Origin of the sequence: Arsenicicoccus cauae (genome assembly GCF_043162025.1) — a bacterium.
Lineage (GTDB): Bacteria > Actinomycetota > Actinomycetes > Actinomycetales > Dermatophilaceae > Arsenicicoccus > Arsenicicoccus cauae.
Genome location: NZ_CP171001.1, coordinates 2680880 through 2697659, shown reverse-complemented (window position 1 = coordinate 2697659; position 16780 = coordinate 2680880). Strand labels below are relative to the sequence as shown.

The following is a 16780-nucleotide window of genomic DNA, read 5'->3' as shown; positions in this document are numbered from 1 at the left end:
CGCTGCGCGCCGAGCCGGACCCCACCGTCTCGGACCTCGGTCCGGCCGACGCCGTGTCGGGCGCACCCGACGGCGCCGCGGTGCCGGAGCCGACCGTCCTGCTGCCCGGCTCCGCCCGCATGCGGGCCCGGTTCGCGCGCTTCGGCGGGCGCACGTCGGCCAACCCCGTGCTCGAGCCGATCCTGCGCTCGCTCAAGCTCACCCACCCCAAGGCCGACACGAGCGTCGTCGAGCGGGCGTACGCCGTCGCGGAGCGCTGCCACCGGGGGCAGCTGCGCAAGAGCGGCGACCCCTACATCACCCACCCGCTCGCCGTGTCAACGATCCTGGCGGACCTCGGCATGCCGCCGTCGACCATCGCGGCCTCGCTGCTGCACGACACCGTCGAGGACACCGACTACTCGCTGGACGAGCTGCGCCGCGAGTTCGGGGACGAGATCGCCCGCCTGGTGGACGGGGTGACCAAGCTCGACAAGGTCCACTACGGGGACGCCGCCCAGGCGGAGACGGTCCGCAAGATGGTGGTCGCGATGGCCCGCGACATACGGGTCCTCGTGATCAAGCTGGCCGACCGGCTCCACAACGCACGGACCTGGCGCTATGTCTCGGCGAGCTCTGCCCAGCGCAAGGCCCGCGAGACCCTCGAGATCTATGCCCCCCTCGCGCACCGGCTCGGCATGAACACCATCAAGTGGGAGCTCGAGGACCTGTCCTTCGCGACGCTGTACCCCAAGGTCTACGACGAGATCGAGAACCTCGTGGCGGGACGGGCGCCCGCGCGTGAGGAGTACCTCGCCGGCGTCCGCGAGCTGGTGCTCCACGACCTCGCGCAGGCGCGGATCAAGGCGACGGTGACGGGCCGCCCCAAGCACTACTACTCCGTCTACCAGAAGATGATCGTGCGGGGGAAGGAGTTCGACGAGATCTTCGACCTCGTCGGGGTCCGCGTCCTCGTGGAGTCGGTGCGCGACTGCTATGCCGCGCTCGGGGCCATGCACGCGCGCTGGACGCCGGTGCCGGGGCGGTTCAAGGACTACATCGCCACGCCGAAGTTCAACATGTACCAGTCGCTGCACACGACGGTCATCGGCCCGGGCGGCAACCCCGTCGAGATCCAGATCCGCACGCACACCATGCACCGGCGCGCGGAGTACGGCGTCGCGGCGCACTGGAAGTACAAGGAGGACGGCCCGGGCACCTCCGCCCCCACCGACGACGGCCAGACCGACATGTCCTGGCTGCGCTCCCTCGTCGACTGGCAGCAGGAGACCAGCGACCCGGGGGAGTTCCTGGACTCGCTGCGCTTCGAGATCAACACCCAGGAGGTGTTCGTCTTCACCCCCAAGGGTGAGGTTGTCGGCCTGCCCGCAGGGTCCACGCCCGTGGACTTCGCGTATGCCGTCCACACCGAGGTCGGTCACCACTGCATCGGCGGCCGGGTCAACGGTCGGCTCGTCCCCCTCGAGTCGCGCCTCGAGAACGGCGACGTCGTCGAGGTGCTCACCTCCAAGGCACCCGACGCCGGTCCGAGCCACGACTGGCTGACCTTCGTCAAGAGCGCACGGGCGCGCAACAAGATCCGCGGGTGGTTCTCCAAGGAGCGGCGCGAGGAGGCCATCGAGTCCGGCAAGGACGCGATCGCCAAGCAGATGCGCAAGCAGGGCCTGCCCGTCCAGCGGCTCACCTCCGCCGAGTCGCTGACCGCCTTGGCCCGCGAGCTGCACTACCAGGACATCAGCGGGCTGTATGCCGCGGTCGGCGGCGGCACCATCTCCGCCCAGCACGTCGTGTCCAAGATGCTCGCGCAGGCCGGCGGCGAGGAGGGGCTGACCGAGGACGCCGCCGAGACGGTGTCGCCGTCGCGGCGCACCCGCCGCGTGCGCGCGACCGACCCCGGTGTGGTCGTCGTCGGCACGGACGACGTGTGGGTCAAGCTCGCCAAGTGCTGCACGCCGGTGCCGGGCGACGACATCATCGGCTTCGTCACCCGCGGGCACGGCGTCTCGGTGCACCTGCGGGACTGCACCAACGCCGCCGGGCTGCTGGCCGAGCCGGAGCGGCTCATCGACGTGCAGTGGGCGCCCACGGCGTCCTCGGTCTTTCTCGTGCAGATCCAGGTGGACGGTCTGGACCGGTCCCGACTGCTCTCCGACGTCACCCGCGTGCTCGCCGACCTGCACGTCAACCTCATGTCGTCGAGCTCGTCCACCACGACCAACCGCGTGGCGACCTTCCGGTTCACCTTCGAGATGGGCGACCCCGCCCACCTCGACCACGTCATGCGGGCCATCCGCAAGGTCGACGGGGTCTTCGACGTCAGCCGGGTCGGCGGGGCCCGCAAGATCGAGCAGCAGTGAGGAAAGACCTTGCGTAGCAACGAGTTCGGCCAGCCCATCGGCGATGACGTGTGGGGCTGGCACCCGCGCGTGCTCCCCCGCGACGTGCGCCTGGTGGGTCATGAGGTGACCCTGGTGGACCTCACGCGAGACCACGTGCCCAGCATGTTCGAGCTGACCTGCGGCGAGGGCGACGAGCCGCTGTGGACCTACATGTCCGCCGGGCCGTTCCGCACCACGACCGAGCTCGGCGCCTATGTCCACAAGCAGATGCGCAACCCCACGACCATCCCGCTCGCCATCATCGGCAACGAGACCGGGCGGGTGGTGGGGACCGCCTCCTGGCTGCGGGCCGACGTCGCCAACGGGGCCATCGAGATCGGCTCGATCCTCTACTCCCCGGAGATGCAGCACCACCGCGGTGGCACCGAGTCGATCTATCTCATGGCGCGGCATGCGATCGACGAGCTCGGCTACCGCCGCCTCGAGTGGAAGTGCGACGACCTCAACGAGCCCTCCCGTCGGGCGGCGGTGCGCTACGGCTTCACCTACGAGGGCACCTTCCGCAACGCCGTCGTCTACAAGGGTCGCAACCGCGACACCGCGTGGTACGCCATGACCGACGAGGAGTGGCGGCGGCTGCGCCCGGCCTACGAGCAGTGGCTGTCGGACGACAACTTCGACGAGGACGGGCGGCAGCGGTCTCGGCTGTCCGAGCTCACCGCGGCCGCGCTGGCGTGACCTCCCCGGCCCGCCCGCAGGGGCGCACCCTCAGCGGCGTGGGAGGGGGCGGCGGCGCGCGGCGAGCACAGCGATGGCCAGGCATGACGCCGCTGCCACCAGGGCTGACGTCAGGGGCCGTCCGGCGAGCGTCTCGGTGATGCGGGGGAGGGCCGGGGTGGGCACCCACGGACGCAGCACCGGCGCCATCCCCAGCAGCGGGAGCCCGATCATGAGCGTGCCGGCCACCGTCGCGAAGCCCGCCAGGACGCCCCGGGCGACCACCGCCGCCAGGGCCGAGGCGGCGACGACGAGCGAGAGGTATGCCGACCCCGCCGCCCAGCACCGCAGGACGGTCGGGACCGTCGGGGCATCGAGGAGCATGGTCGTCTCGTAGACCGCGCACCCCAGCCCCACGGTGAAGGCGACCACGACCGCGGCCCAGGAGGTCGAGGTCGTGGAGCCCGACGCCACCGCCGAAGTCGATGCCGAGGGCGCGGGTACGGATCCCGGCGGTCATGCCCGGCCTCCCCGGTCACGGCCGAGGAGCAGATAGGCCACCGGGCCCAACGGGAACGAGGCCAGGACCAGGACGGCCCAGGCCCAGCGGGGCAGGTGGCGCGCGCCCCGGCTGCGTGCCAGGTCGAGGAGGACGAGCGCCAGGGCGAGGAACGCCAGGGGGGCGAGGGCGGCGAGAGCACGGCTGTCCACGGGGACCTCCATCAGGGTGTGCGGGACTCACGTGCGGCGCATCGTGCGCTGCACGTCGGGAAGGGTGGGTGGTGGGTGGTGGGGTGGCGTACCGGGATCAGGGCCTTCGGCTCAGCGCCTCGAGCAGGGCTGCGCCGGTCGCCGCGTCGTCGACGGTGATCGTGAACCGCCGACCGTCGTGACGGGTCACCCGCAGCGCCGAGCCGCCGCGGGTGACCAGGGCCGGGCCGAGGACGGGGGAGAGGCGATAGCCCCAGCCGCCGTAGTCGACGGGGTCCACCTGGACGACCTCGGCAGCGGCGACGTCCTCGAGCGGCACGTGCCCGCGGGGCAGGCCCAGACGGCCGCGCCAGCGCAGACCCGCCTCGTCGACGGTCACGCGGTAGCCGGTGAAGGCCGCGCCGATGACCAGGACCAGGGCGGGCACCCAGGCCAGGGACCACGCGCGGTCCCGCAGCATGAGCGCGAGGGGCACCACGGCCCCGACGACCAGCACCACGGTCATCCACCGAGGCTGCCCCGTGCGGGAGACCCAGACGGCGCGCGTGCCGGGGGGCAGCTCCTGCCGGAGCCGGGGGGCCGGCGGGGATGTCGGGGCGGCCGGTCCCTCGGGGCAGAGCCGCGCTGCCAGCCACCCCGCGAGCAGCCCCAGTGCCACCGCGACGGCGGCCGACGGGACGGGCAGGCGGGCGGCATACGGGTCGGTGAGGTCGAGGTGGGCGTGCAGGACCAGGGCGAACACCGAGGAAAGGACGACCTCGACGGCGACCAGGCCCGCCACCAGGGCCGCCGGTCTCGGACCGCGCCGGCTGCTGACCAGCACGAGCGTGCCGACGACGGCCACGGCCGCGAGTGCTCCGTAGAAGCCGGTGACCTGGGCCGCGGCCTGGCCCACCTGGTCCGGCACTCCGGTGATGGAGAAGTGCGAGGCCATCCGATCAGGCAGGCGGGGCCACCACAGGAGCAGCAGGACACCCGGCACCGCGAGGCAGGCAAGCAGGGGGACGAGGGTGACCAGCAGGGTGCGCCGACGGGCGCGGGCCCCCAGGTCGACGTGAGGTCGAGGGCTGCGGACGGTCATGATGTCGCCTCCTGGTCGAGGAGAGTGTGGAGCTGGGGGAGCGTGAGGCCGTGGCGGCGGCCGACCTCCACGAGCGTGCGGGCGGCCTGCTCGAGCTCTGCCGTGTCCAGGCCCTTGGCGGTGACCACGGCGCCCCGGCCGCGGCGGAGCTCCAGCGCCCCCTCGTCGCGCAGCGTGGTGTAGGCCCGCAGGACGGTGTGCATGTTGACCCCGAGGCTGGAGGCGAGTTCGCGCGCGCTGGGGAGCTTGTCTCCGGGCCCGACGTCGCCGCGCAGGATGGCGCCGCGCACCTGTGACACGAGCTGGCCGTAGAGCGGCTCGGTCGACTCCGGGTCGATGATGATGAGCACGCGATAACTCTAGTTGTTCTAGTGCAACTAGAACAACTGCGTTGTCCGGGTCCTTGTGCCCCAGCCGTCGTCGTATGACGCAACCGCCCGCCTCCCGGTGATCGGGCAGGCGGGCGGTTCCGGCATACGGGGCGGGCTAGGACTGGGCCTTGTGGACCATCTCCAGCAGGGCCCGGCGGGAGGCCAGGGACTCCTCGGCGGCCTTGATCTTCTTGTCGTCGCCGGAGGCACGGGCCGTGTCCAGGGCCTTGTTCTCCTTCTCGAGGGCTCGCTCGATCTGCTCGGCGAAGGCGCTGGCGCGGTGGTTGACCTCTGGGTTGGACTTCTTCCACCGGGCGTCCTCGGCGTCGCGCACGGCCTGCTCGACCTTGCGCAGCTCGCCCTCGATGCGCCCCATGTCCGAGCGGGGGACCTTGCCGGCGGCGTCCCACTTGTCCTGGATGGTGCGCAGCGCGGACTTCGTGGCGCCCAGGTCCTTGATCGGCAGCAGCGCCCGGGCCTGCTCGAGCAGACCCTCCTTGACCTCCAGGTTGGCGCGGAACTCCTTGTCCTCCTCGGCCGAGACCTCGTCCTTGGCGTTGAAGAAGGCGTCCTGGGCGGCCTTGAACCGGCCCCACAGCTCGTCGTCCTCCTTGCGCCCGGCGCGACCCGCCTTGCGCCACTGGTCCATCAGACGCTTAAAGGCACCCGCGGTGGGGCCCCACTCCTTGCTGGCCGACAGCTTCTCGGCCTCGGCGACGAGCTTCTCCTTGGCGGCCCTGGCCTCGGACTGCGTGGACTCCAGCTCGGCGAAGTAGACGCGCCGGGCCTTGTCGAAGGAGTTGCGCGCCGCGCTGAACCGCTGCCACAGGGAGTTCTCGGACTCGCGGTCGAGCTTGACGGAGGAGCGCTGGTGCTTCTTCCACTCGTCGAGGAGCTCGCGGATGCGCGCGCCGCTGGCCTTCCACTGCGTCTTGGCGGGGTCCTGGGCCGCGATCTGCTCGGCCTCGGCGACGATGGCCTCACGCTCGGTGCGGGCCTGGTCGCGGGCGGCGGCGCGCTCGGTCGCCTCCACCTGCCGGCGCGCCTCGATGGCGGTGGCGATCGACTCGACCTTGGCGTCCAGGCCGGGCAGGTCCCCGACCACGTTGGCCTCGCCGATGTGCTCGCGCAGCTTGGCGAGGTCGTCGGTGGCCTCCTTGGCGGACAGGCCGGTCTGCAGCACGCGGTGGTAGAGGAGCTCGGCGGCCGCCCACATCTCGTCGTACTTGCGGGCGAAGTAGGCCAGGGCCTCCTCGCTGCTCGCACCCGGGTAGGACCCGACGGCCTTCTCGCCGTCCGGGGTCCGCACGTAGACGGTGCCGTCCTCGGCCACCCGTCCGAAGGTCGCCGCGTTGCTCGGCGGGCCGGCGGGCGGGGCGATCGGGGCCGGCACGGCCGACGGGGACGCGGGCGCCGGACGCGCCGGGGGCTTGGGCATGGCGGCCGGGGTGGGCACGCGCGCCGGGCTCGGGCCGGCCGGGGCTGAGTCCTCGGCGGGCGCCGGCTCCTCGGTTGCGGCTGCGGGCTCGTCCGTCGTGACGCCCTCGCTGGCGGAGGAGGTGGCCTCGGCCGAGACGTCGCTGCCCTCGCTCGCCGAGGTGCTGGTCTCGGTCGCGACGGTGGTGTCCGCGGGGACCGCCTCGTCGGCAGGCGCAGCCCCCTGCACCGGCGCCTCGACGCCGGTCTCGGCGGGGGCGGCCTGCGGGGCCTCGGACGACACGGCTGCGTCGACCTCGGCGTCGACGGGCTGGGTGGTCGGCTGCTCGGGCTGATCGGACACAGTCATGCCTTCTTCTTGGTGACGGAGACCTCGAGGATGCTGATCGGGGTCTTCGGACGGCCGTCGCCTCGGCCGTTGGAGTCGTCGGACCCCGCCGCGGCGATCTGGTCCACAATATCCATCCCGCCGGTGACCTTGCCGAATATCGAGTAGCCACCTCCGTCGGTGGGCAGCCTCGAGGCCTGGTGGACGACGAAGAACTGGCCGCCGTTGCTGTTGGGGTCCTGCGTCCGGGCCATGGCGACGACGCCGCGCGGGTAGGCGCCGTCGGCGGGCGCGTTCTCGATGCCGAAGCCGTAGCCGGGAGAGCTCGCACCCGTGCCCGTCGGGTCGCCGCACTGCAGCACGGACAGGCTCCCGGTGGTCAGGCGGTGGCAGGGGCTGGGGGCCCAGTAGCCCTCGCGGGCCAGGTGCAGGAAGGACGCGACGGTCTGCGGCGCGGCCTTGCCGTCGAGCTCGATCGTGACCGGGCCGCAGGTGGTCCGCAGCGTCGCCACCCAGGTCCCGCCCTCGGCGGTCGCCTTGTCCGGGACCTCGCCGAACTGCTTGGGCTTGCTCTGGAGCGCCGGTGGCGTCGTGCAGCGCCCCGACGGTCCGGCGGTGCCGGTGGGGGAGGCCGCACCGGACGGTGCGGCGGCCGAGTCCCCGCGCGGCCGCATCGCCAGCGCCACCCCCACCACCGTCGCCAGCACGATCGCCACCGTCGCGACCACCGCCACGAGACGCCGGGTGCGGGCACGCCGCTCCGCCCTGCGCCGCTGCGCGGCCTGGACCTTGTCGTGGCGCCGCCTGGCTCGCGCGCGCTCCTGCTCCCTCGTCACGCGCATGAGTGTAGGGAACGCCACCGACAGGCCCCGCCCGGCGCGCCCCGTCTCGCCGACGGCGTCCCGTGCTCGGCCCGGTCCGCCCTCCCAGTAGGCTGACGCGGTGCTCGTACTCGCCTTCCCCGCGCAGGCCTTCGCCACCAACTGCTATGTCGTGGCCCCGGCCGCCGGCGAGCAGTGCCTCGTCGTGGACCCGGGCATCGGGGTGGTCGAGCAGCTGCGCTCCGTGCTCGTTGAGCACCGGCTGAAGCCCGCGGCGGTCCTGCTGACCCACGGGCACGTCGACCACGTCCACTCGGTGACCCCGGTGTGCACCACGGGCGATGACGCCGACCTTCCGGCATACATCCATGGCGACGACCGCTATCGGCTCGCCGACCCCGCCGCGTCGCTCGACCCGCAGCTGCTCGCGATGTTCGAGCAGCAGTTCGGGCGGGCGTGGTCCTGGCGCGAGCCGCCGCGCGTCGAGTCGATCGTCGACCGCCAGCACCTCGACCTGGCCGGGCTCGGCGTCGACGTGGCGCACGCGCCCGGGCATACCGAGGGGTCGGTGATGTTCACGCTCCCCGGCACCCCCGACGGCCTGCCCATCGAGGCCGAGCGCACCGTGCTCGCGGGGGACGTGCTCTTTGCCGGCTCCATCGGTCGCACAGACCTGCCCGGCGGCGACCACGAGGCCATGCTCCGCAGCCTGCGCGAGGTGGTCCTCCCGCTCGCCGACGACACCCTCATCCTCCCCGGCCACGGCCCCGCGACCACCATGGAGCGCGAGCGGGCCGCCAACCCCTACCTCAAAGGACTCTGACCTCCCGTGAGCACCAGGATCGCCCCCCTGTCCGGATTCCCCGAGTGGCTGCCCGCCGAGCGCGTCGTCGAGCAGGCCTTCCTCGACATCATCCGCGAGACCTTCGAGCTGCACGGCTTCGTGTCGGTCGAGACCCGCGCCGTCGAGCCCGTGTCCCGCCTGCTCGGCAAGGGCGGCGACGCCGACAAGGAGATCTACGGCGTGCACCGCCTCGCGGGCGACGCCGAGTCTGGCGCGGACCCCGACGGCGAGGCCGAGCAGTCCGACCCGGACAAGGCGCTCGGCCTGCACTTCGACCTGACCGTGCCGTTCGCGCGCTACGTCCTGGAGAACGCCGGCAAGCTGACCTTTCCCTTCCGCCGCTACCAGATCCAGAAGGTCTGGCGGGGCGAGCGGCCGCAGGAGGGCCGCTTCCGCGAGTTCACCCAGTGCGACATCGACATCGTCGACGCCGGCTCGCTCGCCGCGCACTACGAGGCGGAGATGCCGCTGGTCATCGCCGACGTCTTCAGCAAGCTGCCGATCGGGGACTACCGGATCCAGGTCAACAACCGCAAGATCCCCGAGGGCTTCTACCTCGGGCTCGGGCTGACCGACGTCGTCGGGACGCTGCGGATCGTGGACAAGCTCGACAAGATCGGGCCGGAGGGCGTCACCGAGCTCCTGGCCTCCGCCGGGGCGACGGACGAGCAGATCGGGCAGTGCCTCTCGCTCGCCGAGATCTCCTCCACCGACACGACCTTCGCCGACCGGGTGCGCGCCCTCGGCGTCTCGCACCCCACCCTGGACGAGGGGCTCGCCGAGCTGACCGCGGTCATGGAGGCCGCGATGGCGCAGCGTCCGGGTGTGCTCGTCGCCGACCTGCGGGTCGCGCGCGGCCTCGACTACTACACCGGGACCGTCTACGAGACCCAGCTGGTCGGCCACGAGTCCTATGGCTCGGTCTGCTCCGGCGGCCGGTATGACGCACTGGCCTCCGACGGCAGGACCACCTACCCCGGGGTCGGGATCTCCATCGGGCTGTCCCGCCTGCTCGCCCGCCTCGTGTCGACCGGCGCCGTCCGGGCCTCGCGCCCCACGCCGACCTGCGTGGTCGTCGCGCTCGGCGTCGAGGAGGACCGGGCGCGCGCGACGGCCGTCGCCGCCGAGCTGCGGGGGCGGGGCATCGCCACCGAGATCGCGCCCAGCGCAGCGAAGTTCGGCAAGCAGATCAGGTTCGCCGACCGGCGCGGGATCCCCTTCGTGTGGTTCCTCGGGGCCGAGGGCGCCTCGGACTCCGTCAAGGACATCCGCTCCGGCGAGCAGGTCGACGCCGAGTCGGCCACCTGGACCCCGCCCGCGGAGGACCTGCGACCCGTGCTGGAGCGCGTCGAGGACTGACGGGGTCGTCGGGTCGCCCCTGGGGCAGGGGCGACCCGACGAGGCGGGCAGGCGGCCTACAGTGGCCGTATGACGATGTCCGGGGGAACGTGGCAGGAGCAGGCGGCACGACGCACCGCGGTCTCCCGCGAGGCCCGGACCCTGCCGCGCGAGCCGGCCTCGTGGCCGTCTCGCGTCGCGCTGGGGCTCGCGACCGTGGCCTGGCTCGGGACGCTGGTGTGGCTGGTCGCCACGCTGCCGGAACGCGTGCCGACGCACTGGTCGAGCGGCACCGTCCCCGACCGGTGGTCGAGCCGGGGCGTCACGCTGGCGATGTCGGCGTTGCTGCCGCCGGCCATCGCCGACGGGCAGATCGGGGTCGCCGCGCACCGTCCCGGCGGGGAGGTGCCGGGGTGGGCCTTCCCGGTGACGCTGGCGTGCTTCCTCGCGTCGATCGGCCTCGTCGTGGCCCGGATGGGCCTCGGGGGGCGCTACCGACCGCGGGAGGACGACCCCGACCTGGAGTGACGGGACCCGACTGGGCCGGCCAGGCCGTCCACGCCGGTCCCGCGGGTCAGGACGCCGTGGGGTCCCAGATCTCCCGGCCGGCGGCGCGGGCCTCGAGGTTGGGCACGAGCTCGCCGTCCAGCTGCTCGCGGATGATGTCGGCGTGCCCGGCATGCCGCGCGAGCTCCTCGATCAGGTGCAGCATCTCATAGCGCCGGGTCCCCATCATCGCCGGCAGGCCGTCCCACGGCGCCGGCGGCTGCATCGACTCCTCGTCCGGGTCGGAGGCGAGCGAGCGCTCGCGGCAGGCGGCTCGCCAGTGGTCCAGCTCGGCCAGGACGCCGGACAGGGTGTGCTGGTCGTCGAACGCGAACGAGTCCATGAAGGCGTGATAGCCCGCCTCGTCGATCTCTCCCGAGCGCCCGCCCTCGGCGTGCTGGCGCAGGACGTAGGTGACGTGGCGCATCAGGCCGCCGAGGCACAGCTCGCTGCGCGCGGGCCGTTCGCGAGCCTGGTCGTCGGTCAGGTCGGCGGCGCTGGCGCGCAGGGCGTCCACCTGCGAGTCGGCATACGCGGCGAGCATCTGGATCTCGGGGTCGGTGGTGGGTGCGTACATCGGGACCTCTCCTTGTCGGTCAGGGTGTCTCGGTCGGCGTGTCGAGCTGGTCGGTCCGGTCGACCCGGGCGGTGCTCATGGCTCCACGGTGGCCTCCCCTGCGGACACCTTCTGTCCGCGGTGTCCGGCAGGATGTGTCGTATGGCGGACACGACCGCGCGGGCGCTGCGCCTGCTGTCGCTGCTCCAGTCCAGGCCGGTGTGGACCGGCCCCGACCTGGTCGCCGAGCTGCACGTCACCGACCGCACGCTGCGGCGGGACGTGCAGCGTCTGCGCGACCTGGGCTACCGCGTCGAGTCGGCGGCGGGGACCGGTGGCGGCTACCGCCTCGTGACGGGACGGGAGCTGCCCCCGCTGCTGCTGGACGACGACGAGGCCGTGGCGCTCGCGGTGTCGCTGCGCCTCGCCACGCAGGCCACGGTAGAGGGCATCGGTGATGCGTCGGTGCGGGCGCTAGGCAAGCTGGAGCAGGTGATGCCCGCACCCCTGCGGGAGCGGGTCGCCGCGCTCCAGGAGACGACCGTGATGCTGGCGCCAGGCGGGGCGCAGGTCGACGTGCGGGCCGTCACCGACCTGGCCACCGCGGCGCGGGGCCGCGTCCAGGTGCGTTTCTCCTATGTCAAGCGTGGGGGCGAGGTGGGGGAGCGCCGGGTCGAGCCCTACCACCTCGTCGTCGCGGGTCGGCGGTGGTACCTCTTCGCCTGGGACCTGGACCGCGACGACTGGCGCGTCTTCCGGGTCGATCGGACCTCGGACGTCCACGTCACGACCTGGCGGTTCACGCCCCGTCCCTGCCCCGACCCGGCCGGCCACGTGCAGCGGTCGATCGGCACCGGGGGTTACCGCTGGACCGTCGTGGTGCGCCTCGGCGCCCCGGCGGAGGAGGTGCGGGAGCATCTGCCCCCCGCCGCCGGGACCGTCGAGGCGGACGGGCCGGACGTCTGTGTCGTGACCGTCGGGGCCAACGACCTGCCGATGGCCGCGTGGTATCTCATGAACCTCGCCGAGGACGTGCAGGTGATCTCGCCGCCCGAGCTGCGTGACGCCTTCGCCCAGCTCGGCGCGCGGGCCCAGCGCGCCGCCTCGGTGCCGCTGGGTGACGGCGCGCGACGCTCGGTGAGGGCGGCGGTGGGAGATCGAGGCGCTGATCGTCAGGAGGGTTGACGGCCGCGGTCGACGCTCCTGACGGTCCGGAGGCGGCATCGACCATCCTTCGGGTGCGGCGCATGGCGCTGGGGGCTCAGCGTGCGGAGCGTGGCGCTGCGGGTCGCAGCCCCTGCTCGCGCAGCTCCATGACGGCCAGCGCGTGCACCACCTCGGGATCGCCGCGCCGCCAGGCGCCCACCGGGTCGGGGGAGATGCGGGTCAGGCGCTCCAGGGGCTGACGGGCCATGGCGCGCAGGGCGAACAGGTCGAGGTCGGCCTCGGAGTCGACGAACCGCTGCGCCGCCGTCGCCGCCCGCACGAACGCCACCCGCCGCGCCACCCACCACAAGGTGACCAGCAGGATCGGGACGGCCGCGGTCAGCAGGCCCAGCAGCCAGCCGATCTGCTGGATCTGGGCGACGAGGTCCGCGGACGAGCGGGCGATGCCGTCACCCGTGCCCGAGGCCCGGTCGAACGGCACCTTGAGGGTGTCGCCGACGAGGGGCAGGTCGCTGACCGACGAGCTGGCGTCCCGCATGGTGCGCCCCAGGTCGCTGGCGCGCGCCTGGATGCCCACGACGGGCTCGGCGAGGCGGACGACCGTGTCCTGCACCAGGCGCCCGACCCACACCCACGAGGCGATCCACGCGAGCAGCAGCAGGTCGCCCAGGACCTGTCGGAAGCGTCGGGCCGGGGCGGCGGCATACAGCGTCATGGGTCCAGTGTCTCCGGGGCCCCACCCCGCAGGAGGACCCGACACCCCCTGGCTAGACTCGCGGGTGTCGGGCGACGGGGGGCGATCCCTCCGGGGCCAGGTCGAGCACGGGGCCGATGGCGTCCCCGGCGTGGACAGGAGAGAGCACATGTTGGTTGGCATCCCCCGCGAGATCAAGAACAACGAGTTCCGTGTGGCGATCACCCCCTCAGGAGTGCACGAGCTGGTCGCACACGGTCACGAGGTGGTCGTCGAGAAGTCCGCAGGCGAGGGGTCCTCCATCACCGACGAGGACTACACCTCGGCCGGGGCCACCATCATCGACTCGGCCGACGAGGTGTGGGCCCGCGCCGACATGATCCTCAAGGTCAAGGAGCCGATCGAGGCCGAGTACCACCGCATGCGCGAGGGCCAGACCCTCTTCACCTACCTGCACCTCGCGGCGGACCGCCCGTTGACCGAGGAGCTCATAAAGCGCAAGGTCACGGGCATCGCCTACGAGACCGTCCAGCTCCCCGACCGCTCGCTGCCGCTGCTGGCCCCCATGTCCGAGGTGGCGGGCCGTCTCGCCGCGCAGGTCGGCGCGTACTACCTCATGAAGACCAACGGCGGACGCGGCGTCCTCATGGGTGGCGTGCCCGGCGTGCAGGGCGCCAACGTCGTCGTGCTCGGTGCCGGCGTGGCCGGCCTCAACGCCGCGCAGATCGCCGTGGGCATGCACTCCCGCGTCAAGCTGCTCGACATCAACATCGCCCGGCTGCGCTACCTCGACGCGATCTACCACGGTCACCTCAACACGGTGACCTCCAACGCCCTCGAGGTCGCCAACGCCGTCAAGGAGGCCGATCTGGTCATCGGCGCGGTCCTCGTGCCCGGCGCCAAGGCCCCCAAGCTGGTCACCAACGAGCTCGTCTCGCAGATGCGGCCGGGTTCGGTGCTCGTCGACATCGCCATCGACCAGGGTGGCTGCTTCGAGGACTCGCGGCCCACGACCCACGCCGACCCCGTCTACCAGGTGCACGGCTCCACGATGTACTGCGTCGCCAACATGCCGGGCTCGGTGGCCAACACCTCCACCTACGCCCTCACCAACGCGACCCTGCCGTATGCCGTGGCGCTCGCCGACAAGGGCTGGCGTGCGGCGCTCGAGGGCGACGACGCGCTCGCGCTCGGCCTCAACACCTACGACGGCCACGTGACCTTCCCCGGCGTGGCCGAGGCCTTCGACCTGGAGTGCACGCCCGTCGACGAGGTGCTGCGCTGAAGCCGGAGCGCGCCATCCGTGGGTGGCTCGACCACCTGACCGTGGAGCGGGGCGTGTCCGACAACACGCTCTCGTCCTACGGGCGTGACATGCGCCGCTACCAGGCCTACCTGGAGCAGCGCGGCATCACCGACGTCGCGCAGGTGCGCGAGGAGGACGTGGCGTCCTTCCTCGCGCACCTGCGCACGTCGGCGCCGGGCGAGGGAGACGCGCCGGGACGCACGGCCCTGTCGGCGTCCTCGGCCGCCCGCACCCTGATCGCGGTGCGGGGGTTGCACCGGTTCCTGCTGCTCGAGGGCGTGACCCAGGTCGACCCGGCGCGCGAGGTGCGCCCGCCCACCGTGGGGTCTCGTCTGCCCAAGGCCATCCACATCGACGAGGTGGAGCGACTGCTCGAGGCGGCCTCCGTCGGCGACACCCCCGAGTCGCTGCGCGACCGCGCGCTGCTGGAGGTCCTCTACGCCACCGGCGCCCGCGTCTCGGAGGCCGTGGGCCTTGACCTCGACGACCTGCCCGGCCCCGACGTCCCCGAGGAGGAGGCGGTGGTGCGGCTGCTCGGCAAGGGCGGCAAGGAGCGGCTCGTCCCCCTCGGGTCCTTCGCTCGTGACGCGATCGCCCGGTATGTCGTGCGCGCCCGCCCGGCCCTGGCGGCCAAGGGATCCGGGGGACCCGCCCTGTTCCTCAACCAGCGTGGTCGCCGGCTGTCCCGGCAGAGCGCGTGGGCCGTCATCCAGGTCGCGGCCGGGCGCGCCGGGCTCGACCAGCACCTGTCGCCGCACACGCTGCGGCACTCCTTCGCCACCCACCTGCTCGACGGCGGCGCCGACGTCCGCGTGGTGCAGGAGCTGCTGGGGCACGCCAGCGTCACGACCACGCAGATCTACACCCAGGTCACCGTCCAACGGCTCCGCGAGGTCTTTGCCGAGTCCCACCCTCGTGCTCGCTGAGGTCGCGGGTGGGGTGCGGCGACCAGGGCGCTCATCCCTAGGATGAGGGCGTGATGCTGCCCGAGTGGTTGGTGTGGTGGGCGCTGCCTCCTGCGGAGCGCTACCTGCGGCGACGATCGCCGATGGCCCCCATGGTGCCGACGAGCGGTGAGCTACAGCGCGGTTCCGCGTCATACGTCCCGCTCACCGAACGACCGCTCACCGAGGACGAGCTCGCCCGGTGGCAGGCGGAGAACCCGATGCCCGAGCCGGACGAGGAGGAGCTCGAGCGCGGGTGGCGCGAGCAGGACGCCGCCGTCGAGCGCTGGAGCCCGCGGGCGAGGGCGTGCGCCGAGCAGGTCGTCCGCACCGGTCAGGGGAGCGTCGACGACGTGCCGGGGGTGGTGCTCGAGGCGCGGCTCGTGCGGTTCCGGTGGGGGAGCTCGGTGGTCGAGGTCGACGCCCGGGCCCTCGACGGACCTGCGCAGAGCAGCAGCGCCAGCGTCGTCGGTCGCGACGCCGGACCCGAGGTGGTCGACGAGGTCGCCCTGCAGGTCGCCGGCGCGCTCGCACAGGTCGCCACGTGACCGGAGTGTGATCACGCACCGTGGTCACGGTAAGGTCACGTGTGACTGATCTGCGCGACGCAGACCGCCGCACCAGCGTGGGAGATGATCGACCGGTGAGCCACCCGGAGCAGACCCAGCAGCAGCCGAGCGCCTACGAGTCGCCGCGCCACGACGTCCTCCCGGGGACGGACGGGGTGTTCGAGGGCACGATGGGCCCCACCGGCCGACCTGTGGTGGAGTTCCCGGAGCCCGCCCCGCTGGCGAGCCACGGCCCGGCCCGCGTCATCGCCATGTGCAACCAGAAGGGCGGGGTCGGCAAGACGACCACCACCATCAACCTGGGGGCGGCGCTCGCCGAGCTCGGCCGCAAGGTCCTCATGGTCGACTTCGACCCGCAGGGCGCGCTGTCGGTCGGCTTCGGGATCCGCACCAACGACCTCGACACGACGATCTACAACCTGCTCGTCGAGCGCGGCCTGGACGTCCGCGAGGTCATCCAGCCGACCCGCACCGAGGGCGTCGACATCATCCCGGCCAACATCGACCTGTCCGCCGCCGAGGTCCAGCTGGTCGGCGAGGTCGCGCGCGAGCAGATCCTGGCGCGCGTCCTGCGCCCGGTGATGGACGACTACGACGTCATCCTCATCGACTGCCAGCCCTCCCTCGGCCTGCTCACCGTCAACGCCCTCACCGCGGCGCACGGCGTCATCATCCCGCTCGAGTGCGAGTTCTTTGCCATGCGTGGCGTGGCCCTGCTCGTCGAGACGATCGAGAAGATCATCGACCGGCTCAACCCGCGCCTGCAGATCGACGGGATCCTGGCGACGATGTATGACGGACGCACGCTGCACAGCCGCGAGGTCGTCCGCTCGGTGGTCGACCACTTCGGCGACACCGTCTTCCACACCGTCATCAGCCGCACGGTGAAGTTCCCGGACGCCACCCTGGCCGCCGAGCCGATCACGACCTACGCGTCCGCGCACAGCGGCGCCGAGGCCTACCGCCGGCTGGCGCGGGAGCTCATCGCCCGCGGCGGTGCCGCCTGAGCGT

18 protein-coding genes are annotated in these 16780 nt (G+C 72.7%); 10 read left to right on the top strand and 8 right to left on the bottom strand.

The genetic code is table 11. The annotated features are described in order from the left end of the window. The first annotated feature begins 119 nt into the window (after positions 1-119). Positions 120-2357 carry a bifunctional (p)ppGpp synthetase/guanosine-3',5'-bis(diphosphate) 3'-pyrophosphohydrolase gene (locus ACF3NS_RS12620; protein WP_230082760.1) on the top strand — a complete coding sequence of 746 codons (2238 nt, stop codon included), beginning with the start codon at positions 120-122 and terminating at the stop codon, positions 2355-2357. 9 nt (positions 2358-2366) lie between these two features. After that, complete coding sequence (locus ACF3NS_RS12615) at positions 2367-3077, top strand: GNAT family N-acetyltransferase (RefSeq protein ID WP_154592902.1); 711 nt, start codon at positions 2367-2369, stop codon at positions 3075-3077. A 30-nt stretch (positions 3078-3107) separates the two neighbouring features. Here the strand turns inward: ACF3NS_RS12615 and ACF3NS_RS12610 are convergent, their stop codons facing one another. The 6 genes from ACF3NS_RS12610 to ACF3NS_RS12585 all read right to left on the bottom strand — a co-directional run bounded on the left by ACF3NS_RS12610 (position 3108) and on the right by ACF3NS_RS12585 (position 7826). Continuing rightward, positions 3108-3530, bottom strand: a complete 423-nt coding sequence (locus ACF3NS_RS12610) for a hypothetical protein (protein ID WP_154592901.1) — start codon at positions 3528-3530, stop codon at positions 3108-3110. 42 nt (positions 3531-3572) lie between these two features. Next, positions 3573-3767, bottom strand: coding sequence for a PLDc N-terminal domain-containing protein (locus ACF3NS_RS12605; RefSeq protein WP_195849139.1), 195 nt, complete (start codon positions 3765-3767; stop codon positions 3573-3575). A gap of 97 nt (positions 3768-3864) precedes the next feature. After that, on the bottom strand, positions 3865-4848 hold the full coding sequence (locus ACF3NS_RS12600) for a DUF1648 domain-containing protein (protein ID WP_154592899.1): 984 nt from the start codon (positions 4846-4848) through the stop codon (positions 3865-3867). Further along, on the bottom strand, positions 4845-5198 hold the full coding sequence (locus ACF3NS_RS12595; RefSeq protein WP_288799587.1) for a GntR family transcriptional regulator: 354 nt from the start codon (positions 5196-5198) through the stop codon (positions 4845-4847). The genes ACF3NS_RS12600 and ACF3NS_RS12595 overlap by 4 nt, the downstream gene beginning before the upstream one ends. A 136-nt stretch (positions 5199-5334) precedes the next feature. Beyond that, the gene (locus ACF3NS_RS12590) at positions 5335-7005 is read right to left on the bottom strand and encodes a DUF349 domain-containing protein (protein ID WP_392466431.1); all 1671 of its coding nucleotides are present in this window, start codon (positions 7003-7005) and stop codon (positions 5335-5337) included. Then, positions 7002-7826, bottom strand: a complete 825-nt coding sequence (locus ACF3NS_RS12585) for a peptidylprolyl isomerase (RefSeq protein WP_392466428.1) — start codon at positions 7824-7826, stop codon at positions 7002-7004. The genes ACF3NS_RS12590 and ACF3NS_RS12585 overlap by 4 nt, the downstream gene beginning before the upstream one ends. Before the next feature lie 100 nt (positions 7827-7926). On the opposite strand from ACF3NS_RS12585, the gene ACF3NS_RS12580 reads away from it, so the two are divergent. From ACF3NS_RS12580 to ACF3NS_RS12570, 3 genes are all read left to right on the top strand, one after another. Next, the gene (locus ACF3NS_RS12580) at positions 7927-8628 is read left to right on the top strand and encodes an MBL fold metallo-hydrolase (RefSeq protein WP_288799097.1); all 702 of its coding nucleotides are present in this window, start codon (positions 7927-7929) and stop codon (positions 8626-8628) included. Positions 8629-8634: 6 nt separating this feature from the next. After that, positions 8635-10008, top strand: coding sequence for a histidine--tRNA ligase (hisS, locus tag ACF3NS_RS12575; RefSeq protein ID WP_392466427.1), 1374 nt, complete (start codon positions 8635-8637; stop codon positions 10006-10008). Positions 10009-10077: 69 nt separating this feature from the next. Beyond that, positions 10078-10515, top strand: a complete 438-nt coding sequence (locus tag ACF3NS_RS12570) for a DUF1648 domain-containing protein (protein WP_392466425.1) — start codon at positions 10078-10080, stop codon at positions 10513-10515. Between the two features lie 46 nt (positions 10516-10561). On the opposite strand, the gene ACF3NS_RS12565 is transcribed toward ACF3NS_RS12570, so the two are convergent. After that, on the bottom strand, positions 10562-11110 hold the full coding sequence (locus ACF3NS_RS12565) for a DUF664 domain-containing protein (RefSeq protein WP_392466423.1): 549 nt from the start codon (positions 11108-11110) through the stop codon (positions 10562-10564). Between the two features lie 141 nt (positions 11111-11251). Between ACF3NS_RS12565 and ACF3NS_RS12560 the strand changes: the two genes are divergently transcribed. Then, on the top strand, positions 11252-12274 hold the full coding sequence (locus tag ACF3NS_RS12560; protein WP_154592896.1) for a YafY family protein: 1023 nt from the start codon (positions 11252-11254) through the stop codon (positions 12272-12274). Between the two features lie 76 nt (positions 12275-12350). Here ACF3NS_RS12560 and ACF3NS_RS12555 read toward each other — a convergent pair whose 3' ends face one another. Beyond that, positions 12351-12971, bottom strand: coding sequence for a hypothetical protein (locus ACF3NS_RS12555; RefSeq protein ID WP_392466421.1), 621 nt, complete (start codon positions 12969-12971; stop codon positions 12351-12353). A gap of 148 nt (positions 12972-13119) precedes the next feature. Between ACF3NS_RS12555 and ald the strand changes: the two genes are divergently transcribed. From ald to ACF3NS_RS12535, 4 genes are all read left to right on the top strand, one after another. Then, positions 13120-14235 carry an alanine dehydrogenase gene (ald, locus tag ACF3NS_RS12550; RefSeq protein ID WP_154592894.1) on the top strand — a complete coding sequence of 372 codons (1116 nt, stop codon included), beginning with the start codon at positions 13120-13122 and terminating at the stop codon, positions 14233-14235. After that, complete coding sequence (gene xerD, locus ACF3NS_RS12545; protein ID WP_392466418.1) at positions 14205-15182, top strand: site-specific tyrosine recombinase XerD; 978 nt, start codon at positions 14205-14207, stop codon at positions 15180-15182. The genes ald and xerD overlap by 31 nt, the downstream gene beginning before the upstream one ends. Before the next feature lie 50 nt (positions 15183-15232). Beyond that, complete coding sequence (locus ACF3NS_RS12540) at positions 15233-15748, top strand: hypothetical protein (protein WP_392466416.1); 516 nt, start codon at positions 15233-15235, stop codon at positions 15746-15748. Between the two features lie 191 nt (positions 15749-15939). Continuing rightward, on the top strand, positions 15940-16776 hold the full coding sequence (locus ACF3NS_RS12535; protein ID WP_154592937.1) for a ParA family protein: 837 nt from the start codon (positions 15940-15942) through the stop codon (positions 16774-16776). Positions 16777-16780: the final 4 nt, after the last annotated feature.